The 22,572-nt window shown below is 54.4% G+C and carries 27 protein-coding genes; all 27 read left to right on the top strand.

The window, feature by feature from the left end:
* The first annotated feature begins 100 nt into the window (after nt 1-100).
* The 27 genes from ypeB (at nt 101) to ndk (ending at nt 22,496) form a co-directional block, all read left to right on the top strand.
* Nucleotides 101-1,444 carry a germination protein YpeB gene (gene ypeB, locus FLT43_RS05495; RefSeq protein WP_087441959.1) on the top strand — a complete coding sequence of 448 codons (1,344 nt, stop codon included), beginning with the start codon at nt 101-103 and terminating at the stop codon, nt 1,442-1,444.
* Between the two features lie 119 nt (nt 1,445-1,563).
* Nucleotides 1,564-2,205 carry a flagellar brake protein gene (locus FLT43_RS05490; RefSeq protein WP_087441958.1) on the top strand — a complete coding sequence of 214 codons (642 nt, stop codon included), beginning with the start codon at nt 1,564-1,566 and terminating at the stop codon, nt 2,203-2,205.
* A gap of 1,167 nt (nt 2,206-3,372) precedes the next feature.
* Nucleotides 3,373-3,573, top strand: coding sequence for a diadenosine tetraphosphatase (locus FLT43_RS05485; protein ID WP_087441957.1), 201 nt, complete (start codon nt 3,373-3,375; stop codon nt 3,571-3,573).
* Nucleotides 3,574-3,719: 146 nt separating this feature from the next.
* On the top strand, nt 3,720-4,424 hold the full coding sequence (gene cmk / locus FLT43_RS05480; RefSeq protein WP_087441956.1) for a (d)CMP kinase: 705 nt from the start codon (nt 3,720-3,722) through the stop codon (nt 4,422-4,424).
* Between the two features lie 6 nt (nt 4,425-4,430).
* Nucleotides 4,431-5,009: a lysophospholipid acyltransferase family protein gene (locus tag FLT43_RS05475; RefSeq protein WP_087441955.1), complete on the top strand. Its 579-nt coding sequence runs from the start codon at nt 4,431-4,433 to the stop codon at nt 5,007-5,009.
* Nucleotides 5,010-5,264: 255 nt separating this feature from the next.
* Nucleotides 5,265-6,485, top strand: a complete 1,221-nt coding sequence (rpsA, locus tag FLT43_RS05470) for a 30S ribosomal protein S1 (protein ID WP_087441953.1) — start codon at nt 5,265-5,267, stop codon at nt 6,483-6,485.
* Nucleotides 6,486-6,596: 111 nt separating this feature from the next.
* Nucleotides 6,597-7,190 carry a permease gene (locus FLT43_RS05465; protein ID WP_244194144.1) on the top strand — a complete coding sequence of 198 codons (594 nt, stop codon included), beginning with the start codon at nt 6,597-6,599 and terminating at the stop codon, nt 7,188-7,190.
* Between the two features lie 139 nt (nt 7,191-7,329).
* On the top strand, nt 7,330-8,652 hold the full coding sequence (der, locus tag FLT43_RS05460; RefSeq protein WP_087441951.1) for a ribosome biogenesis GTPase Der: 1,323 nt from the start codon (nt 7,330-7,332) through the stop codon (nt 8,650-8,652).
* A gap of 12 nt (nt 8,653-8,664) precedes the next feature.
* Nucleotides 8,665-9,279, top strand: a complete 615-nt coding sequence (plsY, locus tag FLT43_RS05455; protein ID WP_087441950.1) for a glycerol-3-phosphate 1-O-acyltransferase PlsY — start codon at nt 8,665-8,667, stop codon at nt 9,277-9,279.
* Nucleotides 9,269-10,294 carry an NAD(P)H-dependent glycerol-3-phosphate dehydrogenase gene (locus FLT43_RS05450; RefSeq protein ID WP_087441949.1) on the top strand — a complete coding sequence of 342 codons (1,026 nt, stop codon included), beginning with the start codon at nt 9,269-9,271 and terminating at the stop codon, nt 10,292-10,294. Before plsY ends, FLT43_RS05450 begins: the two co-directional genes overlap by 11 nt.
* 95 nt (nt 10,295-10,389) lie before the next feature.
* Nucleotides 10,390-10,668 (top strand): stage VI sporulation protein F, encoded by a 279-nt coding sequence (locus tag FLT43_RS05445; RefSeq protein ID WP_087441948.1) that lies wholly within the window; start codon nt 10,390-10,392, stop codon nt 10,666-10,668.
* 156 nt (nt 10,669-10,824) lie between these two features.
* Complete coding sequence (locus FLT43_RS05440; protein ID WP_087441947.1) at nt 10,825-11,004, top strand: DUF2768 family protein; 180 nt, start codon at nt 10,825-10,827, stop codon at nt 11,002-11,004.
* 34 nt (nt 11,005-11,038) lie between these two features.
* Nucleotides 11,039-11,338: a 2Fe-2S iron-sulfur cluster-binding protein gene (locus FLT43_RS05435; RefSeq protein WP_087441946.1), complete on the top strand. Its 300-nt coding sequence runs from the start codon at nt 11,039-11,041 to the stop codon at nt 11,336-11,338.
* 124 nt (nt 11,339-11,462) lie between these two features.
* Nucleotides 11,463-12,101, top strand: a complete 639-nt coding sequence (locus FLT43_RS05430) for a nucleotidyltransferase family protein (RefSeq protein WP_087441945.1) — start codon at nt 11,463-11,465, stop codon at nt 12,099-12,101.
* A 63-nt stretch (nt 12,102-12,164) separates the two neighbouring features.
* On the top strand, nt 12,165-12,521 hold the full coding sequence (locus tag FLT43_RS05425) for a 2Fe-2S iron-sulfur cluster-binding protein (protein WP_087441944.1): 357 nt from the start codon (nt 12,165-12,167) through the stop codon (nt 12,519-12,521).
* Nucleotides 12,522-12,599: 78 nt separating this feature from the next.
* Nucleotides 12,600-13,340, top strand: coding sequence for a hypothetical protein (locus FLT43_RS05420; RefSeq protein ID WP_087441943.1), 741 nt, complete (start codon nt 12,600-12,602; stop codon nt 13,338-13,340).
* Between the two features lie 364 nt (nt 13,341-13,704).
* Nucleotides 13,705-15,183 (top strand): stage IV sporulation protein A, encoded by a 1,479-nt coding sequence (spoIVA, locus tag FLT43_RS05415; protein WP_087441942.1) that lies wholly within the window; start codon nt 13,705-13,707, stop codon nt 15,181-15,183.
* A gap of 279 nt (nt 15,184-15,462) precedes the next feature.
* Nucleotides 15,463-15,735, top strand: a complete 273-nt coding sequence (locus FLT43_RS05410) for an HU family DNA-binding protein (RefSeq protein ID WP_006678894.1) — start codon at nt 15,463-15,465, stop codon at nt 15,733-15,735.
* A 170-nt stretch (nt 15,736-15,905) separates the two neighbouring features.
* Nucleotides 15,906-16,127, top strand: coding sequence for a trp RNA-binding attenuation protein MtrB (mtrB, locus tag FLT43_RS05405; protein ID WP_087441941.1), 222 nt, complete (start codon nt 15,906-15,908; stop codon nt 16,125-16,127).
* Between the two features lie 200 nt (nt 16,128-16,327).
* Nucleotides 16,328-16,876 carry an ATPase gene (locus tag FLT43_RS05400; RefSeq protein WP_087441940.1) on the top strand — a complete coding sequence of 183 codons (549 nt, stop codon included), beginning with the start codon at nt 16,328-16,330 and terminating at the stop codon, nt 16,874-16,876.
* A gap of 124 nt (nt 16,877-17,000) precedes the next feature.
* Nucleotides 17,001-17,870: a heptaprenyl diphosphate synthase component 1 gene (locus FLT43_RS05395; RefSeq protein ID WP_087441939.1), complete on the top strand. Its 870-nt coding sequence runs from the start codon at nt 17,001-17,003 to the stop codon at nt 17,868-17,870.
* A gap of 38 nt (nt 17,871-17,908) precedes the next feature.
* A complete protein-coding gene (locus tag FLT43_RS05390; RefSeq protein WP_087441938.1) occupies nt 17,909-18,646 on the top strand; it encodes a demethylmenaquinone methyltransferase in 738 nt (245 codons plus the stop codon).
* Entirely contained in the window at nt 18,639-19,511 is an 873-nt protein-coding gene (locus FLT43_RS05385) for a UbiA-like polyprenyltransferase (protein ID WP_087441937.1), read from the top strand. The genes FLT43_RS05390 and FLT43_RS05385 overlap by 8 nt, the downstream gene beginning before the upstream one ends.
* Nucleotides 19,508-20,137: a UbiX family flavin prenyltransferase gene (locus FLT43_RS05380; protein ID WP_087441936.1), complete on the top strand. Its 630-nt coding sequence runs from the start codon at nt 19,508-19,510 to the stop codon at nt 20,135-20,137. The genes FLT43_RS05385 and FLT43_RS05380 overlap by 4 nt, the downstream gene beginning before the upstream one ends.
* Nucleotides 20,109-20,978: a menaquinone biosynthetic enzyme MqnA/MqnD family protein gene (locus FLT43_RS05375; RefSeq protein ID WP_087441935.1), complete on the top strand. Its 870-nt coding sequence runs from the start codon at nt 20,109-20,111 to the stop codon at nt 20,976-20,978. Before FLT43_RS05380 ends, FLT43_RS05375 begins: the two co-directional genes overlap by 29 nt.
* Nucleotides 20,979-20,986: 8 nt before the next feature.
* Nucleotides 20,987-21,961 (top strand): heptaprenyl diphosphate synthase component II, encoded by a 975-nt coding sequence (hepT, locus tag FLT43_RS05370; RefSeq protein ID WP_087441934.1) that lies wholly within the window; start codon nt 20,987-20,989, stop codon nt 21,959-21,961.
* 91 nt (nt 21,962-22,052) lie between these two features.
* Nucleotides 22,053-22,496 carry a nucleoside-diphosphate kinase gene (ndk, locus tag FLT43_RS05365; RefSeq protein WP_087441933.1) on the top strand — a complete coding sequence of 148 codons (444 nt, stop codon included), beginning with the start codon at nt 22,053-22,055 and terminating at the stop codon, nt 22,494-22,496.
* Nucleotides 22,497-22,572 lie beyond the last annotated feature (76 nt).

The following is a 22,572-nucleotide window of genomic DNA, read 5'->3' as shown; positions in this document are numbered from 1 at the left end:
GAAGAGCGTAACATAGGAAACGATGCATAAACCTTCCGCTGTTCCAGCAAACTATGGACAAATCGATGTACAAGTTGCTGTGAAGGGAGACGTTTGTACCATGTATAAACGATTTAGTGCCGTTATGTTTCCGATCGTTACGCTCTTTTTCATTGGAGCGATCGTGTGGGGCTATCAAGAGCATCAAGACAAGAATTCAATATTGATTAAGGCGGAGAACCAATATCAACGGGCATTCCATGATTTGACGTACCATGTTGACAGGCTGCACAGCGAATTGGGACGCACTCTCGCGGTCAACTCACAATCGCAGGCCATGCACCGCAAAGGGCTCGCCAATGTATGGCGGATTACGAGCCAGGCGCAGAATGAGATTAACCAGCTCCCGCTGACCATGCTGCCGTTCAACAAGACGGAGGATTTTCTGTCCCGCATCTCCAATTTCGCTTACCGCACCTCGATTCGCGATCTGACCAAAAAGCCGCTGTCGGATGACGAAGTGAAAACGCTGAAGACGCTGTATAAGAATGCGGGCGATATTTCAAAAGATTTGCAGAAGGTTCAGCATAAAGTCCTCTCCGACAATTTGCGTTGGATGGATGTAGAGACCGCAATGGCGTCAGAGCAAAAGTCGCTGGACAATTCAATTATCGACGGCTTCAAAACGGTAGACAAAAAAGTCTCCGAGTATCCGGAGCTGAATTGGGGGCCTACCATCGCCAACCTCTATACGAAGCGTTCCGTCAAGATGCTGAAGGGCCAGCCGCTAAGCGTACAGCAAATCCGGCAGAAGGCGGAACAATTTTTGGGCAAAAAAAATTACAAGAAAATTGAAGTCAAAGAGAACGGTAAAGGAACGGAGCATGAATCCTACACGGCGTTCGCCGATTATGGCAATGACGGGAAGGGCACCGTAACGATTGATTTCACGAAGCAAGGCATGCTGATGGCGTATATGGACGCCCGCGAGATTAAGGAAAAGCGAATTTCTATGAAGCAGGCCACCCAATCCGCTAAGCAGTTTTTGAAGAAGCACGAATATCCCGATATGGAGGCCGTCAAATACAATGAATTAAACCGCGTCGGCAGCTTCACCTTCGTGCCGGTCGTGAACGGTGTCTACATCTATCCGCAGCAAGTCAGCGTGCGCGTTGCGCTTGACAACGGGGAAGTGACCGGGCTCCAGGCGACGGATTATGTATATGAGCATAAGGATCGGACCATCGGCAAGGCGAAGCTCACGAAGCAGGAAGCGCAGAAGATGCTACATCCGGAAATGGAGGTTCAGTTCGATCGGCTGTCCCTGATTAAGAATGATGAAGGGGAAGAAGTGCTGTGCTATGAATTCGGCGGCAAGATCAACGGCAGCACGTACCGAATCTATATTAATGCCGAAAACGGGCAAGAAGAGCATATCGAAGAAATGACTGCCGTGCACGAATAACATTTGCGCCGCAGAAGCGCCGGAGGAGCGTCTATCCTGGAGACGGGAGGATGCTTACCGGCGCTTTGTGCTGTTGGACCACAGCATCCCGTGGTATAATTGCCCACAGGGGGGAGCTTATGTTACCGAAAGTCAATGATATGCTGTATATGCAGTTGGAGCGTTCTCCGGAGGAGGCGACCTATAAAGCAAGGGTGACCGAATTGGATGACGAGCGCATTTGGATGGAGGTTCCGCTCTGCCAAGAGACCGGCCGATTCGGATTGTTCGCCATCGGGGAAGAGTTGGATGTCTCCTTTTCCCGGAACGACGGGATCAAATGGCATTTCCGTTCCCAGGTCGAGGGCAAGCGGAACGAGGCGATTCGAATGCTGTCTATCCGCAAGCCGAACCCTGACGATATGACGAAAATGCAGCGCCGCAACTATTTGCGGGTGCAGGCTCAGCTGGAAACCGCGATATCGACGCTGGACGGCGTTCAATTTTTGGCGTGCACGGAGGATGTCAGCGGCGGCGGGGTCTCGCTTACTGCCGCGCCGAAATGGGGCCTTCGCGAAGGACAGCTGCTGCAATGCTGGCTTGCGGTTCCGTTCCGGAACGGAACGATCGAGCATATTCCGTTCAGCGGGGAAATCGTGCGGGTTCACCCATTTCATGAGGAGCGGAATTTGATCATGATGAAGTTCGGGCAGATCGCCGAATTAGACCAGCAGAAGCTGATCCGGTTCTGCTTCGAACGTCAACTTGACGCCAGAAAATGAGTCTTGTCTCCGAACGCATAATACATACAGGGGGGGCCAAAAAAGTACGTTTCACTACAGTGAGACGTACTTTTTTGGCCCCCCTTGATTCTGAAAGCTCGACTCACCGAGAACCTGCAAAAACCCCCATGACGTCTACAACGTCACCCAGCACTTTTCTTTATGAAGTGAACTCCGTTACAGGGAATCCTGCAAAACGCAGGCTGTTGAGAAAGCCCAAGGGATTTTGTGGCACTTCATTTTTTGTGTGATGGATATCGTCTCTCCATAGAAAAATGGACAATCTCCACCCCTTGTAAAAAACAGGGTTTTTCCAACGGCCTGAACATTCTACCATTCCTCTAGACACGTCTATCCGGTAGGCGAAATCGGTGAAACTGCAAGATTTCTCCAGACTCGCCTATTCGGTAAGTCAAATCTGCAAAACTGCACGATTTCTCCGCCTATTCGGTAAGCGAAATCCTGTGCAAATACAGCAATTAGATATGGGCGACTCGACCAGAAAGGGAATCCTGCAAAACTGCAGGAATTTAACCCGTTTCGCTTCGGCTTGAAGCAAAAGGGCCTAAAATGATGTAGATTCGCAGCAATTCCTCAGGATGTGGACTTATTGAGCCGAAAATCCTGTGAAATAGCAGCAATTCCCTCCACACGTTCAAGCCCCAGGAGGCAATGATGCTTCCTGAAAGCGATGATGCCCCCAGAAGGCGATGATGCCCCCAGGATCCGACGCGGTCTCTTGGAACCCATAAAATCAGGCCGTTGAAAAGTCCACGGGAATTTTTGCCACTCCATTTTGGTGGATATCGTCTCTCCGTAGAAAAAATCGACTTAAAACGCTCTGAGTGCCAAGTTTTGATTATGTCCATGGACATCTCCACCCCTTCTAAAATACAGAGGTTTTCCAACGGCCTGACTTTTGCAGGACTTTCATCAAATAGCGGCTTAAAGAGAAGAAATGCTGTATCCACGCAGCATTTCAAGGGTTCATCCACATTTCAAACGGTGTACGTGCCGCCTTTTTTCCCGCATCCACATTCTCTGTTGAGTCGTCACCTCAATCATTTTCCAAGGCTTATAAGACTCTCCTGCCCTAAATCAACAGTGCATAATCTGATGGAAGCCCAGCCATAATATTCCTCAAAACCAAGGAGGAAGTGGAAGCCGGTGCGCAATCGGGAAGCGGCAATGATGGATTGGTGGGAACGGATTTTCAGGTGGATGGTCCGCATTGGTCTGGCCTTCGCCGCGGCGCTGCTTGTCGTGCAGCTGCTGCTTACGAACGGCGGGATACGAAGCTTGCTCTGCAAGGTGGAGAGGCTGGAAGGCGTCCCGTATCCGGCGGCCGGGGCCACGAAGAAGCCGTGATGCTGATTCGGGAACGGGCGGATCCCCTCATTGCCTGTTTTGCATCCCTACATGAAGTGTGGTATAATTTTGACGTCGCAGGCAACGCCTGCTTTTTTAGTGATATCTCTATACACGGTGATTGTTCCAGGAAGGAGTCAGACTCGTTGACCTTACAGTCCAACGCTCCTGCGCTTCGTTTGAATATCGCTATCGACGGGCCCGCAGGAGCAGGGAAGAGCACAGTAGCCCGCCTCGTCGCCCGCGAATTGGGTTATACGTATATCGATACCGGGGCCATGTACCGGGCGGTAGCGTTACATATGTTACGATTGGGAATAGATCCGGAGGATGCGGATGCCATTCATGAAGAGATGAAGGATGTCGCGATTGAACTGATCCCGCTGGATTCCAGGCAAGCCGTTCTGTTGAACGGAACCGACGTTACGGACGAGATCCGGACGCCGGAGATTAGCCGGCTCGCTTCCTCGTATGCCCGGTCATCCGCCGTTAGGGAGAGGCTTGTCCACCTCCAGCGCGGCATGGCTGCCCGCAAGGGAGTCGTCATGGATGGCCGCGATATTGGCACGCATGTTCTTCCCGATGCCGAGCAGAAGTGGTTCGTTACCGCGTCCGTAGAAGAGCGCGCGCGCCGGCGCTACGCCGAATCGAGCGGCGTTGACGGCGCGACCGTAGAGCAGTTCATGCGGGAGATTGCGGCTCGCGACAAGCAGGACGAGACGAGGGACGTATCTCCGCTGCGGCAGGCGGAAGACGCCGTTCTGCTCGATACGACGCGCATGACGATAGATGACGTCGTTCGTGTCATCGTGGATCAGGCCAAATTATTATGCAGAGATGGGGAACGGTAATCAATTATGTTTTATACGATGATAAGGGCGCTGCTTCGCCTGATTTACCGCCTTCTTTTCCGGTTGGAGGCATCCGGGAGAGAACATGTGCCGAAGGATGGCGGCGTTGTCCTCTGCTCCAATCATATCAGTCTGCTGGATCCTCCGGCGATAGGCATCTTGCTCAAGCGGCGCATCCGCTTCATGGCGAAGGCCGAGCTGTTCAACATCCCGGTATTCGGAGCGGCCATCAAGGCGCTGGGCGCATTCCCTGTCAAGCGGGGCGGCGTAGGCAAAGAAACGATCCGCACGGCGTTTCAATTGCTTCAGGACGGGGATATTATGGGTATATTTCCTGAAGGCACGCGTAATACGGACCAATCGGCCGCAGCGAAGAAGGGAGCGGCGATGATTGCGCTCCGTAGCGGCGCGGCTGTCGTTCCGGTGGCGATTATCGGCAACTATAAGCTGTTCCGCAAGACCCGGATCGTCTATGGTCCGCCCATCGATATGTCGGATCTGCTGGAGCAGAAGGGAAGCGACGTTCTAGAGCGGGCAACCGAGCGCATCATGGACCATATCTACCGGCTGAAGCGGGAAGGTTGATGATTCCGGAGGCCATCGTGCATGAATTTCCGATAACGTCAGATACTACAGGTATTATTTACAGGTTATATTCGACAATGTTACGACATCCCGATGCGGAGCGGCTGTTCGAACGGCTGCGGACGCGGACGGATTCGCATATTATGGCATTCGCGTCAGCGATGCCAGCTGCAGAAGGGCACGGAAGAGTCCTTGCGAAGCCCGCCTCTAAGGCGGGGTTCAATTAATGGGGTTTCAATTGAGGAGGTAGTTCACATGTCTGAAGAAACAAAAGTCAACGAAACAGCCGAAACGGCAAACCAGGAAGTGATGGAAAACATCGTGTCCGTCAAAAAAGGGGATACCGTCAAAGGCACGATTGTCAAAATCGACGACAACCAAGCGGTCGTTAGCATTGGATATAAATATGACGGTGTCATTCCTGTCCGCGAATTGTCTTCCGTATCCGTAGACAACATTGCGGATGTTGTCCAAGTAGGGCAAGAAGTCGAATGCAAGGTTGTCAGCATCGACGATGACAAGGAGCGCATGGTTCTGTCCAAGCGGCAAGTAGACAGCGAGAATGCATGGGATGTCATGCAGCAGCGTTTCGACAACAACGAAGTATTTGAAGTTACGGTTGTTGATGTCGTCAAAGGCGGCGTTGTAGCCGATGTCGGTGTCCGCGCATTTATTCCTGCATCCATGGTAGAGCGTCACTTCGTAGAAGACTTCAGCGATTACAAAGGCCGCACGCTGCGCGTAAAGGTCAAGGAAATCGATCGCGAGAACAACAAGCTCATTCTGTCCCAAAAAGAAGTGCTTGACGAAGAGTTCGAAGCGAACAAGCAGCGTGTCATGGAGAGCCTGAGCGGAGGCCAAGAGCTGGAAGGCACTGTACAGCGCCTGACTCAATTCGGCGCATTCGTTGACGTGGGCGGCGTGGACGGTCTCGTTCACGTATCCGAGATGGCTTGGCATCATGTCGAGAAGCCGTCGGATCTCGTTCAAGAAGGACAGAAAGTAAACGTAAAAGTATTGAAAGTCGATCCGGCGAACGGCAAAATCAGCCTGAGCATGAAAGCAACGCAGCCAGGACCTTGGGAGCAAGCCGCTGACAAGATCAAGACAGGAGATATCTTGACTGGTGAAGTGAAGCGTCTCGTTGACTTCGGCGCCTTCGTTGAAGTGGCTCCTGGCGTGGAAGGCTTGGTTCACATTTCCCAAATCGCGCATCGCCACATCGCGACGCCATCCGAGGTGCTGAAGCAAGGACAGACGGTTCAAGTGAAGGTGCTTGACTTCAATCCGGCTGAGAAGCGTGTCAGCTTGAGCATCAAGGAGACCGAAGAAGCACCGGCTCCTGCGCCAAAAGCGGAGAAGAAAGTAATGAAGGAAGAGTTGAACAATAACCCGAACGTTTCTTTGAACAATCAAGGAATGAGCGTCACTTTAGGTGAGCGCTTCGGCGATATGCTCAACAAATTCAAAAAATAATCGAATCCGTGTCCTTCGGCGGGCTCCTCAGGAGCCCGCCGTTTATTTTTGCAGACTCCTTCAAATAATAAGCAAAAAAGGAATCGGAGTTGAAGCGATGTGTTGCCGGGGATGCTGTCATTCATTTTGTGGCTCTGTTGTGCCATATTGGTGGCGACGGGATGGAGGGATGTGCTGCTGCCCGGAACAGCCCGATCGGTTCTGCTTCTGGTCGGACTGTTCTGGCTGTTCTATCACGATGCGGGCTTCGGTCTGCTATCGGAAGGACGCGGGATTCAGCCGGTATGGCTGCTGTGGTGTATGATTGCGGGAAGTCTGGCCGGCATGCAGGCGCAAGCCTCCGGCTGGGTCATGTTCATTTTGGCCGGGCGCATCGTATTTATCGGCGCGGTCTGGCTATGGACGGCGCTGCTGTCCCAGTCGGCGATCTGGCCGCTCCCGCTGATCCCGGTACACAGCGCCTCCTATCTGATGATTATCGCGATCGTGCTGCTGTGCTCGCGGGAATGGACGCATCAGTGGATTATGCTGACACTTGGACTTACGGCAGGCGAAGGACTCATTCAATTGAAAATGTCCTCTTCCGGAGAATTCGGCAGCGCCGCCGTGCAGGATGCGTGGTGGGTCATGTTTGTGAGCGTCCGGTTGCTGTCTGCGGTCATTGAATGGTCCCGGCACAAATGGATTCAGATGCGCTTGCAATGAGCTGCGGCGCATCGTCGGTGCCGGATACAGGAGAGCTACAAATTAGGCAGGTCTCCTGCAAATTGGTTAGCCAAGGTGCTGATTTTTTGATATGATGAACTACGTGTAGATGTTGCATTAGAGATGAGGAGTGAACTGCATGGCAAAACCCGTTGTTGCCATTGTCGGGCGGCCGAATGTCGGCAAGTCCACCATTTTTAACCGAGTCATCGGCGACCGTTTGGCCATAGTGGAGGACAAGCCTGGCGTGACACGCGACCGTATTTACGGAACGGGCGAATGGAATGGCAAGCCGTTCAGCGTTATTGACACGGGCGGAATTGAAGTGTACGGCGAAGACGAGATGCTCCGCTCTATCCGTGTGCAGGCCGAACTGGCCATTGAAGAGGCGGATGTCATTGTTTTTATGTGCGAAGCGAAGAGCGGCGTAACCCAGGCGGACGAGGAAGTGGCTGAGATTCTGTTCCGTTCCGGCAAGCCGGTAGTTCTTGCGATTAACAAAGTAGACAACTTGCAACGCATGGACGATGTTTATGAATTTTACAGTCTTGGATTCGGGGATCCGGTGCCTATCTCCGGCTCGCACGGCACAGGACTTGGCGATTTGTTGGATGAAGTGGTCAACCGTTTTCCTGAGATGACCGAGGAAGAGTATGATGAGGATGTTATCCGAGTCGCGCTGATCGGAAGACCGAACGTAGGCAAATCCTCGCTCGTCAATGCCATATTAGGCGAGGACCGCGTTATTGTGAGCGATATTGCGGGCACGACGCGCGACGCGATCGATACTCCGTTCGAGAAGGACGGACAGCGGTTCGTGCTGATCGATACAGCCGGGATGCGCAAGCGCGGCAAGGTGTACGAGACGACCGAGAAGTACAGCGTCATGCGCTCCATGAAAGCGATCGAGCGGGCCGATGTCGTCCTTGTCGTCATCAACGGCGAAGAAGGCATTATTGAGCAAGACAAGCATATTGCAGGCTATGCCCATGAGGCCGGCAAGGCGGTACTGTTTGTCGTCAATAAATGGGATGTCGTCGAGAAGAACGATCGCACGATGCATGAATTCGAGACGAAGATTCGCGATCATTTCCTGTTCATGCCTTATGCGCCTATCGTCTTCCTGTCCGCTAAGACGAAGCAGCGGCTTCACAAGCTCCTGCCGGTCATCGAGCATGTTGCAGAGCACCATGCGAAGAGAATACCGACCCATCTGCTCAACGATGTTATCAGCGATGCGGTCGCATACAACCCTCCGCCAACGGATAAAGGCAGACGACTTCGCATTAATTATGCGACGCAGGTCGCGGTGAAGCCGCCGACGATTGTTATCTTCGTCAACGATCCGGAGCTGATGCATTTCTCCTACGAGCGCTATTTGGAGAACCGGATCCGGACGTCGTTCGACTTCGAGGGCACGCCGATACGGCTGTTCACCCGCCGCAAATCCGATGAAGGTTAGGGGAGATCGGAATTGGTATATTCAATCATTGCCATTGTGGCAAGTTACTTAATCGGTTCAATCAGTTTCAGCCTCCTGTTCGCCAAATGGCTGCGCGGAATCGATATCCGGCAGCATGGGAGCGGCAATGCCGGCGCGACCAATACGCTGCGCGTGCTGGGCAAGGGACCAGCGATCTGCGTGCTGCTGCTGGATGCGGTCAAAGGAATTATTGCCGTGCTGCTTGGATGGTGGCTGACCGATAATGCTTGGTCGATGGTCGGGTGCGGCATCGCGGCGATCGTCGGTCATAACTGGCCGGTATACTTCCGTTTTCGCGGCGGCAAAGGGATCGCGACGACGATTGGCGTGCTGGCGATGCTGGCGTTTTGGCCCGCCTTCACGGCGGGCGTGCTGGCCATCGCCTCGATTGTCTGGAAGCGGTATGTGTCCCTCGGCTCGCTTATTTTCACGTTGCTGACACCGGTCTTTATTTTGATTTTTCGTTATGATTGGCCGATATTTTGGGGCAGCCTGCTTATTTGCGCGTTCGCCTTCTATCGTCACCGAAGCAATATTATGAAGCTGTGGAGAGGCACGGAGAATCGCCTCGGATCGAAGAAAGGAGAGGTGCCACGTGTCCGCTAAAGTTGCCGTACTCGTCGCCGGAAGCTGGGGGACGGCACTCAGTGAGGTGCTTGCGCAAAATGGGCATGACGTGTACTTATGGACACGCCATTGCGACCAAGCGGAAGAAATTAATGAGAAGCATCGCAACGGAAAATATTTGCCGGACGTCGTGCTTCACCCTGGATTGAAGGCGACATGCAGCATGCAGGAAGCCATGGAGGGAGCCTCGGCATGCGTTGTCGTGGCGCCATCTTCTGCCATGCGCCAAGTGGCCGGCCAGATGAAGCCGTATGTTACGGATGAGATGATTATCGTCCATGCGACCAAAGGCTTCGAGACCGAGTCGTTGGCCCGCATGTCGGAAGTATTGGCCGCGGAGCTCGAATGCGGCTTGGAGCGAATTGCGGTCCTGTCTGGGCCGAGTCATGCGGAAGAAGTGGTACTGCAATGCCCGACGACGGTTGTCGTCGCTTCCGCCGGCTTGGAGACGGCCGAGCAGGCGCAGGATTTGTTCATGAATGACACCTTCTTCCGGGTGTATACGAATCCCGATGTGCTCGGCGTGGAGCTGGCCGGCTCGCTGAAAAATATCATTGCGTTGGGCGCGGGCCTGTCCGATGGGCTCGGCTTCGGCGATAATGCCAAAGCGGCCTTGCTGACGCGCGGATTAGCCGAAATCGCGCGCCTCGGAACGAAGATGGGCGCCAATGCGCTCACGTTTGCGGGCCTGGCCGGCGTCGGCGACCTTGTCGTCACCTGTACGAGCCAGCATAGCCGCAATTGGCGCGCAGGCTCGATGATAGGGCAAGGCATGGCCGTGGACGACGTGTTGTCCCGGATGGGGATGGTCGTCGAAGGCATCCGCACGACGAAGGCGGCCTACCGGCTGTCCGAGCAATACGGGGTGCAGATGCCGATTACCGAGCAGCTGTATCGCGTCCTGTTTGAAGGCAGGGAAGCGAAGACGGCGGTAGAATTTTTGATGGGCCGCGTCCGCAAGCATGAGATCGAAGAAGTGGCTGCCTGGTCCTGACCGTTCAAGGAAGAGAGCGGAAATCCGGGGGTATCTCTCACCTCCCTTGAAGTCTGTTCATACATTGTAGGTAAACAGACTTAAGGAGGGAGTATATGGCGAACAGTAAATTCCCGAGGGAAGCCCTGAATAAGATCAACAAAAAAGCCGGCAAAACCATAACCGAAAACCAAATCAAAAAGCTTGCCGGATCGGTTAAGCCTTCCACGCTTCAGAGCGAGACCCAACTGCGCCAGCTTATCAAGCAGGTCGCTTCGGTTGCTAAGCTTCCCGTGACGGAATCTACGATAAATGATATTGTCAGCGCCGTGAAGAAGAGCGGCATGAATCCGAACAACATGGAAGCGTTGATGAAAATGATGATGAAGAAGTAACGGTTACCGTCCCGACCCGGCCGGCAGCGTGAGCGGATGCTTGCGCTGCTTTTTCTATTGGTTGGGAAGATCTATGAATTGTCCACTTTCGTTTTCTTATGAGGGTACGAATGGTATAATGGGAGCAGTTTGTGAGGAATGGGAGAATCAGAGACTATGGATGGTATGACGAAGATGTGGGTATCATTTATCGGAATCGGCCTGATGGCTTTTTCCGCCTTTTTAATCATGTTCGCCAGAACGAAGACCAAGGGTTGGGTTAAAGGCATTCTATCGTTGGTCGCATTCATTATGTTATTGGCCGGCATGCTGTATGGCCTGATTTCCATTATGTAATCACAACACGCATATTTAGGAGGAGCAACCGGTTATGGCAGACATTAAGGTACGGGGACGTGAACGAGAGGCTACCGTGACGGTGCCGGTCGGAACAACACTGCTTGAAGCCGCTATTCAGGCCGAGGTGGACTGGGCCTTTTCCTGCACGCGGGGGACCTGCGCCCGCTGCCGCTGTCAGATTATCTCGGGCTACGACAACCTGGGCGATGTCACCGATGCGGAATGGAACCGGATGGACGAGGAGGAATTCCATCAAGGCTACCGTCTCGCTTGTCAGACGGCGGTGGTGAAGGACGGTCAGGTAGAAGCGATACATAAGCCGTATTTTTGATGAGCAGCTGCGTCTATTGGCGCTGTCCATCATTACGGGCATTCATCATTTGCACGTGTGTCGCGGAAGGGCTTACCGCCCTCCCCGCCGCGTCAAGATTCACAGAAGAAATGGAGCACGCCGCATGAACGAACATTCATTGTCTCAGTCGCTTGAGAATTGTATCTGCCTTTTGACGGAGGCCTGCCCGCCGGGGACGCTGCCCTGGATGCTGGGCGGAAGCTGCGGCTTGGTCCTGCAAGGCGTCGATATCGACCGCGAACCGCGCGACATCGATATGTATGCGGATGAAGCGGAGGCGGGTTCGCTGCACCGCGCTTGGGGCGTCTGGTCGACGGATAAGCCGGAATGGAGCTTCACTGACCGCTACCGCTCGTTGTTAAGCCATTACTGCCATGAGCGGGTTACGGCCGAGCTGGTCGGGAGCTTCAAGGTCACGACGCCGGAATGCCGCTATGAGACGGTGATTGTCGAAGGGCTGTGGCCCGTCGGGCCGGAGCATATACTCGGGCGCCATAATATCCGGTTGATGCCGCTGGCGCATGAGTTGGTCTTCAACCTGCTGCGGGAGCGGGAGGATCGCACACAGGCCATCGTGCGCGTCATGAATCGGGAGCCGGACCAGCATGTCGCGGCGATGCGGGCCGTATGGAACCGCTGCCAGGCCAGCTCGCGCTTCGCGGAGCGGCTGTGCGCGCTCTGTCCGCAGGTGATGGCCGGCATCATCCCGAGCCGAATCGATCGGGAAGGGGAGGAAGAATAGAAATGGGTGTTCCAAAGACCGGTTATCAGCACCGAGAAGGCTGCAGTCAAAAGGAGGAGCGCTGTGGGAACACGCGTGACATTTATGCCGGCCGGCAAAGTCATTGATATCGTCCGGCCGACGACGATACTGGCGGCCGCCCGTCAAGCCGGAGTTGCCGTGCGAACGCGCTGCGGAGGCAAAGCGGGCTGCCTCCTGTGCAAGGTGAACGTGTCCGGCGATGCGCATGCCGTAACGGCGCCGACGCCGCCTGAGGTGCGGAAGATGGGGATGGAGGAGACGCTGGGCCCTCGCCTGGCATGCCAGGTCCGGCTGAGCGGCAGCGCGGGAAGCGTAACGGTCGAGGTGCCGGAAGATCCGTTGAAAGCGCTTGTGCGCCGCAAGCTGGAGGAACAGCGCGGCGAGGACACGTTGTGGTAGCAAGCTTAATAATAGATATTCATTCGTGATCAAAAGCGGACTTTTTGAACAACCTCTAATAGACACAGGCTGGAGGGAATGATTGTGAACCGAAATCGAAGGGCCGGCATCGTGGCGGTAACCGCCCTATTGCTGGCGCTGCTGCAAGGATGCATGTATCCGAAGGAATTGCGGAAGGAGAACCAGCAGTCCGCCCGCGAAGGCGTGCTGCTCGTGCAGAGCGCGGTGGATGAATATGGGAAGGACACCGGGCTGCTCCCGATACAGAACAGCGAAGAGGATGTTCCGCGCTATGAGAAGTTCCGGGTTGACTTCGAGGCGCTGAAGCACAGCGGCAAGCTGAGCGCCGCACCGGCCAGTGCGTTCGAGGCGGGCGGCAGCGGCTCCTATCTCATTATCGACGAAGAAACGGAGCCCAAGGTCCGCATCATGGATTTGGCGGTGGCGCAATATGTGAACGATGCCGCCCGTGCCGTCGATTCTTACAAGCGCAAGCAGGGACGCCTGCCTTCGAAGGAGGAGGCCTACCCCGGCTTTTATCGCATCGATGAAGCAGCCGCCGGTCTCAAGCCGTCGGGCGTGAGAAATCCGTTCAGCGGAGAACCGTTGGCGCTTATGATGGATGAACAGGGACACGTCTACGCCGATTACGCGATGGAGCTGATGCAGGTCATCGAGGCAGGGGACAAGCCGCCCGCGGAGGATGGAGCCGACCTGCGCCCGCTGCTGACCGAGAAATCATTCTATGTTCCGGTCAAATCCGTCCCATACATATGGAAGGACGGGGCTCCGTGGCCGCAAGCGGAAGCCGAATCGTAATCCATGCGCCGGCAAGCGCGTGGCCAATAGCAAGACCGTATGGAATTTTTCCGTACGGTCTTGTTTGCGTTGTCATACTTTTCTATGACTTTCATATAACTGATTTGGAAGGCGTGAGTGCGCCCGGCGAAGAAAAATGTTGCTATTAGGGGTCATATTTGCGAGAGATGCGAAATAAGATGGTACTAGTCCAAAAACATGTACGAGTTGCGTCGCAATGCCCTTGTACAACGTGAAGTCTCGGCGGAGAACACTGGCGACAACGGCAACAGCTCAATCCTAGCAACGGTGCCAATCGTTTCAGAAGGACGAGAGGCGGACGAAAGCCTCTTGTCCGTCGGAACATTTTGAGGAGGGGATATCATTGGAAAAAGTGGACATCTTTAAGGACATTGCCGAGCGTACCGGCGGGGATATTTACCTCGGGGTCGTCGGTGCGGTCCGCACGGGGAAATCGACTTTTATCAAGCGCTTCATGGAGACGGTCGTTCTTCCGAATATTACAAATGAATCCGACCGCATTCGTGCTGTCGACGAACTGCCGCAGAGCGCTGCGGGCAAGACGATTATGACGACGGAACCGAAGTTCGTGCCGAATAATGCGGTTCAGATTAAGGTCGCGGAAGGACTGGACGTGAACGTCCGCCTGGTGGATTGCGTCGGTTACGCCGTGGAAGGCGCAAAAGGCTATGAAGACGAGAACGGACCGCGGATGATCAATACGCCGTGGTTCGAAGATCCGATACCGTTCCAGGAGGCGGCGGAGATCGGCACGCGGAAGGTCATTCAGGAGCATTCCACCCTGGGTGTTGTCGTTACGACCGACGGTACGATCGCCGAGATTCCGCGCTATTCGTATGTCGACTCCGAAGAGCGGGTTATCAATGAGCTGAAGGAAGTCGGCAAGCCGTTCGTGCTCGTCATCAACTCGACGCGGCCGAAGAGTGAAGAGACCGTCGCGCTGCGCAACGAGCTGCAGGAGAAGTACGACATTCCGGTGATGGCTCTTAGCGTCGCGACGATGAGCGAAGATGACGTGATGGGCGTACTGCGGGAAGTACTGTACGAATTCCCGGTTCATGAAGTCAATGTCAATCTGCCGAGCTGGGTCATGGTGCTTCATGACAACCACTGGCTGCGCAGCAGCTATGAGAGCTCGGTTCGCGATACAGTCAAAGATATCCGCCGGCTGCGCGATGTCGACCGCGTCGTGCAGCAGTTCATGGATTATGAATTCATCGCCCGCGCCGGACTTAGCGGGATGGATATGGGGCAAGGCGTTGCCGAAATCGACTTGTACGCGCCGGATGAGCTGTATGACCAGATTTTGATGGAGGTCGTCGGCGTTGAAATTCGGGGCAAGGATCATTTGCTCCAACTGATGCAGGAATTCTCCCATGCGAAGCGGGAATATGACCGGTTCGCCGATGCGCTGGAGATGGTGAAGACGACGGGCTACGGCATCGCGGCTCCGACGTTGAGCGAGATGGCTCTCGACGAGCCGGAGCTTATCCGCCAAGGATCCCGCTTCGGGGTGCGGCTGAAGGCGACGGCCCCGTCTATTCATATGATTCGAGTCGATGTCGAATCCGAATTCGCGCCGATTATCGGGACGGAAAGGCAGAGCGAGGAATTGATGCGTTACCTGATGCAGGACTTCGAGAACGACCCGACGAAGATCTGGGAATCGGATATCTTCGGCCGTTCCCTGCATTCGATCGTCAGGGAGGGCATTCAGGGCAAGATCGCCATGATGCCGGACAATGCGCGCTACAAGCTGCAGGAGACGCTGGGGCGCATTATCAACGAAGGGTCAGGCGGCTTGATTGCCATCATCCTCTGACGGAACATTCATACCGGATACGGAGCATAGCTCAGGCGCTCCTTGTTCTCTCGGGAACAGGGGGCGGATTGGGCTATTTTTGTTTATTTCACGGCGCGGGGCTGATTTTACCCCCTTGCATTTGTGATAGCGGTATATTACTATAAATTTGTTCCTCGACCATGAAAGACGGCAGAACCAAGCTGTATCTGACGTTTTTAGGGTTGATGATGTATATTTTCATAGGAAACAGTGAAAAAAGGGATAACAAGACATATTTCATCGGGAGGTGAATTGAAAATGAACAAATCCGAATTGATTACCGAGGTTGCAGAGTCCACGGAATTGTCCAAGAAAGACGTGACGAAAGTGGTAGACGCCGTCTTCGAAGCCATTTCGAACGCGCTGCAGAACGGTGACAAGGTCCAATTGGTAGGCTTCGGCAACTTCGAAGTGCGCGAGCGCTCCGCCCGCAAAGGACGGAACCCGCAAACGGGTGAAGAAATCGAAATTCCTGCGAGCAAGATCCCTGCGTTCAAACCGGGTAAAGCACTTAAAGACGGCATCAAATAAGTGAACTTACATACTCTAGTGACTATGGGGAACGCGAGCTCAGTGAAGCCGCGACGGGATTCCGTCGCGGCTTTTCTCTTGTCGGGGAAGACGTGTCCGGGCGTTCGAGACGGGGTATGGGCAAGCGGCGCAACCATGTTATAATAGCGAGAGAAGAGGAGGGAGTTCTGTTGGAGAACCAGACCGACTATATCGTTATCAAGGCCAAGGATCAAGGCGTGCAAGTATTCGGATTGACACGGGGCCAGGATACCCGCTTCCATCATATCGAGAAGCTGGATAGGAATGAAGTGCTGATTGCGCAGTTCACCGATCATACGTCCGCGGTCAAGGTGCGCGGCAAGGCCGTCATCCTGACGAAGCATGGCGAGATTCATACCGATACGGATTAAGGCGAGCTGCTCCGCCATGCTGCGGGGCGGTTTTTTTGCGGCGCCCGGTAATGTCCCGCGGCGGATCTGCTGCGGAATTGCAGTCATACCCCGCGCAATTTCACTGTATGATGAGGTATGGACATCCTCTTATGGGTCGAGACTGGGGATAGGGATTCCCAGCGGATGTCTTCAACATGTACAGTAGGGGAGCGGGTATAATGAACCGGGTTCAACGATGGCGGCCGGCCATGCTGACGGCGATGGCGACCATCCTGCTGATGGCGGGGCTTGGCTGGCTGACCGCTGCGCAACGCGCGGACGGGAACAAGCCGCAGGAGGCGGCTGCCGTAACGGCATCACCGCAGATTGTCACCGTCACTGAGGCGCGGCTGGTCGACTATTTATCCGATATTCCGCTGCAGCTCAGACTGAGCCGGGCGGCATGGAACGGAGACGGACTGACGATTGACATGAAAGTCGCCTCCACCATCGCGAGGCCGGATGCGATCTATCATGACATCTATGAGCTGCTGCAGCACAGCTTCACACGAACGGACAATGTGAACCGGCTGCTGCTGCGGATCGTCATACAGGATGAGCGCTTGAAAAAAAATTACGTTCTGCTGTCGCTGGACGCGCGCAAGCCGGAAGCGACTCCGGAACGCTTGAAGGCTGTTCGCGCCGGCGTCGTCTCACCCGATACGGAACAGGCGCTCCGCTTTATTTATACGCCGCTATGGGATCGGACTTTTCCCGGAGACAGATAGGAGACCTGCCTGGTTCGGCGGCACAACAAGAAAATGTGCCCGTTCATATGGAACCTATGATATAATGATTTAGATTGCGACATCCTGCCAGGATGACTAACCGCTTATTGTCGGAGGACTCATAATGGAAGTAAACCACATTTCGCAATTGGCAAAACGGTACGTAGAACATGACATGATACAGGCGTACACTGACCTGCCTGCGTTCCCACATACGCGGGTGGAGCTGATGTTCGCCTTTTTAAACCGCAGCAAGAAGGGGGCGGAGCACAGCGAACTGATTGCGCTGGTAACTTCGCTCGTGCAAGTGGGCCTGGATACCCACGACATGATTGAGATGGCGACCAAGGATGAGAGCGATCGCAATCTGCGTTCCCGGCAGCTCAAGGTGCTGGCGGGAGATTATTTCAGCAGCCGCTTCTATCATCTGCTCGCCCATGCGGGACAAGTCGATGCCATTCGGTCGCTGAGCCAGGCGGTCTGCGCCGTCAATCAGCTCAAGGTGGCCACGAGCGAGAAGATGAAGCTGTGGGCGATGACGGCGGAGGAATATTTGCGTGCATGCGTATCTCTGCGCAAGACGCTGTTCCAGTCGTTCAACCATCGTATGGCTTCCCAGGACGTAAGCTTATGGGAGCAACTGCTCGACCAGGTCGCCGAGTTGGAAGTGATGAAGCAGGAGCAGGAACGCTCCGAGCAGTTCCAGCGCTTCGAAGGCAGCTGGTCTTATTGGCATGTGTGGCAGCAAGGCACGGAAGAAGAGAGAAGGAAAATGAAGCAGCGCGCCTACGATACCGCGTTCTGGAGCGCGATGATGGCGAAGTATGAAGTGAGGCAGCAGCTGGCGTACCAGATTCGGGTCATTCAGGACAAGCTGCAGAGCATTACGTCCGCGATGCCGCTGGACGCCGGAACGACCGGACGGGTTGTCCAATTGCTTAGCCCGCTCGTGCTGACGTCTTCTCCGACCAACGCTGCGGCTCAACGCAGCTAACATACCGGATTGAGGTGAAGGGCAAGGTGACGCATAACATGGAGACACATTCTCCAAAAACGGGGAAGTCCAAAGAAAAATATGTGCATGATGTGTTCGAGAACATTGCTCATAAATACGATATCATGAACGATATTATGAGCTTCCGGCGTCATAAAGCGTGGCGGAATTATACGATGCGCCGGATGAATGTTCAGCCCGGAGAGACCGCGCTCGACTTATGCTGCGGGACATGCGACTGGACCATCCAGCTGGCGCAGGCGAGCCGCACGGGGCAGATGACCGGTCTGGACTTCAGTCCGAACATGCTGTCCGTCGGGCAGCGCAAAATAGAAAAATTGGGCTTGCAGGATCAGATCCGGCTTGTTGAAGGCAATGCGATGGATCTCCCGTTCCCGGATGACAGCTTCGATTATGTGACAATCGGCTTCGGGCTCCGCAATGTTCCTGACTATGATCAGGTGATTCGGGAGATGCGGAGAGTGGTCAAGCCCGGGGGGCGGGTCGTCTGCCTGGAGTTGAGCAAGCCGACATGGCAGCCTTTTAAGGGGCTGTACTATTTTTATTTCGAACGGCTGCTTCCGTTGCAGGGGAAATTGATTGCCAAGCGCTACGAGCAGTACAAATGGCTGCCGGAATCGTTGGCTTCGTTCCCGGGACGTCAGGAACTGGCCGACATGTTCTGCGCCGCCGGCCTGGAGCAAGTGGAGGCAAAGCCGCTAACGGGAGGAATTGCCGCGCTGCACATCGGCACGAAGGGGAATGGACATGTTTAAAAAAGTGCGTATTTTCCTAGAAATGATAAAAATCGAACATACGTTATTCGCGCTTCCGTTTGCGTTCATGGGCGCAATCTTAGGCGCCATGGTCATGGATAACCGCTTCCCTACGCTAGCCGAATGGGGATGGATTCTGATGGCTATGGTCGGAGCGCGAAGCGCGGCGATGGCCTTGAACCGGCTCATTGATGCCGCCATTGACGCCAAAAACCCGCGCACGGCCAACCGCGCCATTCCGGCCGGCCTGCTCAAGGCAGGAGAAGTGATATTATTCACCGCCGTATCGTTCGGACTGCTGTTCTGGGCAGCGGCCAATCTGCAGCCTCTGGCTGTTTATTTATTGCCTATTGCCGTCTTTATGCTTGTCATTTATTCATTCACGAAGCGCTTTACATGGCTGTGCCACTTTATTCTCGGCTTGACGATCGCTTTGGCTCCGCTAGGGGGCTGGGTTGCGGTCACGAATGAGATCAACTGGACTTCTATTATTTTTTATTTGACGGTGGCTTGCTGGACGACAGGCTTTGATGTCATCTATGCCTGCCAGGATTATGAATTCGATCGCAAGGAAGGCTTGAAATCGATTCCCGTCCGGTTCGGCATTGCGAAGGCATTGTGGATAGCGCGCGGGTTTCACATTGTCACCGCGATCGGATTCCTGCTGCTGCTGTTCGTCACTCAATTGAGCTGGTGGTATATTATCGGCACCGTGATTGCTTCCGGCTTGCTCATTTATGAGCATATGCTGGTCAAGCCGTATGATCTGAGCCGGACGAACACCGCATTCTTTACGCTGAACGGCATTTTGAGCATTGTCGTATTCGCCTTCACTTTGCTGGATTTGGTGGTGCTGGGCCCATGACAGCGGCGGACAAGCGTTATGTCGTCGGCATTACCGGGGCAAGCGGAGCGATTTACGGCATCCGGCTCGCGGAATGCCTGTTGCAAGCTGGCTGCATTGTGCATTTGCTCGTCTCGGATGCCGGATGGCGGGTGCTGAAGGAAGAACTGGGTTGGGAAGTCACCCGGCGCCAGGAGGCCATCGAGCGGGCGTTCGGAGAACAAGCCGGCCGCATCGTGTACCATCCGATCCAGGATATCGGGGCCACTATCGCGAGCGGCTCTTACCGTGTCCAAGGAATGATCATCATGCCTTGTTCCATGGGGACGCTGTCATCCTTGGCCCACGGCTCTTCGGACAACCTGATGGGACGGGCAGCCGATGTGATGATGAAGGAAGGGCGCCCGCTCATCATTGTGCCGCGCGAGACGCCGATGCATGCGATCCATCTGGAAAATATGCTCAAGCTCGCACATATGGGCGTGCGCATCGTGCCTGCGATGCCGGCGTTCTATTATCATCCGAAGACGTTGGATGACATCGTGAACTTCCTGGTCGGGAAGGTGCTGGACACACTCGATATCGAGCATCAATTGTTTAGAAGGTGGGGGGAACCTGATGGTACTGCAGCAAGACGTGAACAATAACCCGTCCCATATTCGCATCGGCCGTATCGATTATACGAACGTATGGCCGATCTTTTATCATTTTGAGCCGAAGAACACCCGGGCTATGTTGGACATGATCCCGGCCGTTCCTGCCGGGCTGAATCAAGCAATGCGTGAAGGCAGGATTGATATGGGGCCGATTTCGGCGTTTGCTTACGGCATTTCCTCCGAGCAATATACGCTGTTCCCGAATTTGTCGGTCAGCGCGCACGGCCGCGTCAATTCCATCTTTCTCTTTTTGAAGAAGCCGCTGGAGGAAGCGCTTCGGGGCAAGATCGCTTTGACGACCACGTCGGCTACGTCGACCAATCTATTCAAGATTATCGCCGCGAAGTTCTATCATGCCCGCCCGGACTACATTCCGATGGATCCGGATCTGGACGCGATGATGGCTGAAGCGGACGGCGCCGTTCTTATTGGCGATCACGCCATCCGGGCTTCCTGGAAGAACCCCGGATATGAAGTGATCGATCTCGGCGAGCTGTGGCGCCAATGGACCGGGCATTGGATGACCTTCGCGGTATGGGCGGTCAATCGGGACGTCATCCGCCATCATGGCGACGATATCAGGATTATTATGGAGGCGTTCGAAGCCAGCAAGCGGAAGAGTCTCCTCGATCCGCGCCCGTTGGCGCAGGAGGCCGTACGCACGATCGGCGGCACGGTCGACTACTGGATGAATTATTTTACCAATTTGAATTACGATTTCGATCGTCCGCAGCAGGAAGGGCTTCAGCGCTATTTCCAATACGCGTACGAGTTAGGGCTTATTGATCATGAAGTTCGGCTTGAACTCTGGTCGGAAAATACGGTTGGTTAGGTGAAGGCATGAAATTGTGGGACATTTACGCGACAATGAAGCAGGATGTATCGTATATCGAGAAGCAACTGGAACGATCGATCGCAACCGATCTCCGGACGCTGAATGACGCTTCGCTGCAGCTTCTCAAGGCTGGCGGCAAGCGCATCCGTCCGGTCTTCGTTCTCTTGGCCGGGAAATTCGGAACCTATGATCTGGAGAGACTCAAATATGTAGCCGTCCCTCTGGAGCTGATTCATATGGCCTCGCTCGTTCACGACGACGTCATTGACGATGCCGATATGCGGCGGGGACAGCTGACCGTCAAAGCAAAATGGGACAACCGGGTTGCGATGTATACCGGAGACTACATCTATGGGCAGGCGCTGGTGCTGGCCACCGAGCTGCAGGAACCGCAAATTCACCGCATTCTGTCGAAAGCGATGGTTCAAATGTGCATCGGGGAAATGGAGCAGATCCGGGATTTCTTCAATACGTCCCAATCCGAGCGGCAGTACCTGCTGCGAATCCGCCGCAAGACGGCGCTTCTGATCGCGATCAGCTGCCAGTTGGGAGCTATCGCTTCCGGGGCTACGGCCGCCATCGGCCGCCAGCTGTACCGGTTCGGCTACAATGTCGGGATGGCGTTCCAGATTCGCGATGACGTGCTGGATTTGACCGGGACCGAAGCGCAGCTGGGGAAGCCTCCGGGCAATGACATCCGGCAGGGCAATTTGACGCTGCCTGTCATTTATGCGCTGGAAGAGACCGGACGCCGGCAGGCGCTGCTGCGCGATATTGAGCACATCCGGTCCATGAACGGACATACGGATGTATCTTCGATTTTACATAATATTCGGGATAGCGCAGGCATCCGGCGCGCGGAGCAGCTCGCTGAACGCTACATTAACAAAGCGATTCAGGCCCTCGAGCAGCTGCCTGATATCCGTGCGCGCAAAAACCTGCGGGATATCGCCTATTTTATTGCCAATCGATCCCATTAATCTGGATTCAAAAAGTCAAGGTGCGCAATGATGAAATATTTGGTATACTTGGTTCGCTGGACTACTTTCACAATAATTGAGGAGTGAACCTATGGAACGCACATTCATCATGGTCAAACCTGACGGCGTGCAAAGAGGTCTCATCGGAGAAATCGTAAGCCGCTTTGAACGCAAAGGATGGAAGCTTGTATCCGGGAAATTAATGATGATTACGCGCGAACAAGCCGAACACCATTATGCCGAACATGCTGAAAAGCCGTTTTTTGGCGAATTGGTTGATTTCATTACTTCTGGTCCCGTGTTCGCTATGATCTGGGAAGGTGATGAGATTATCAGCTTGTCGCGCTTGATGATTGGCAAGACGAAGGTAGGAGAGGCGCAGCCGGGAACGATTCGCGGCGACTATGCGTCCCACACCCCGCTCAATCTGGTGCATGGTTCCGATTCGCAAGAAAGCGCTGCCAGAGAGATCGCGAATCTATTCGCTGATAGCGACATTATCAGCTATGATCGCGCGCTGGAGAGCTGGATCTGATCATAGCCCGCACTTCAAAGATTCTCCTGCATTTTCGGACTTATTTATGAAAGAGCTTACATAAAGCAGGAAAAGC

Source organism: Paenibacillus thiaminolyticus (genome assembly GCF_007066085.1).
In the GTDB taxonomy this organism is placed as follows: domain Bacteria; phylum Bacillota; class Bacilli; order Paenibacillales; family Paenibacillaceae; genus Paenibacillus_B; species Paenibacillus_B thiaminolyticus.
The sequence above is the reverse complement of the archived record's forward strand: the minus strand, read 5'-3'. Positions and strand labels throughout refer to the sequence as shown.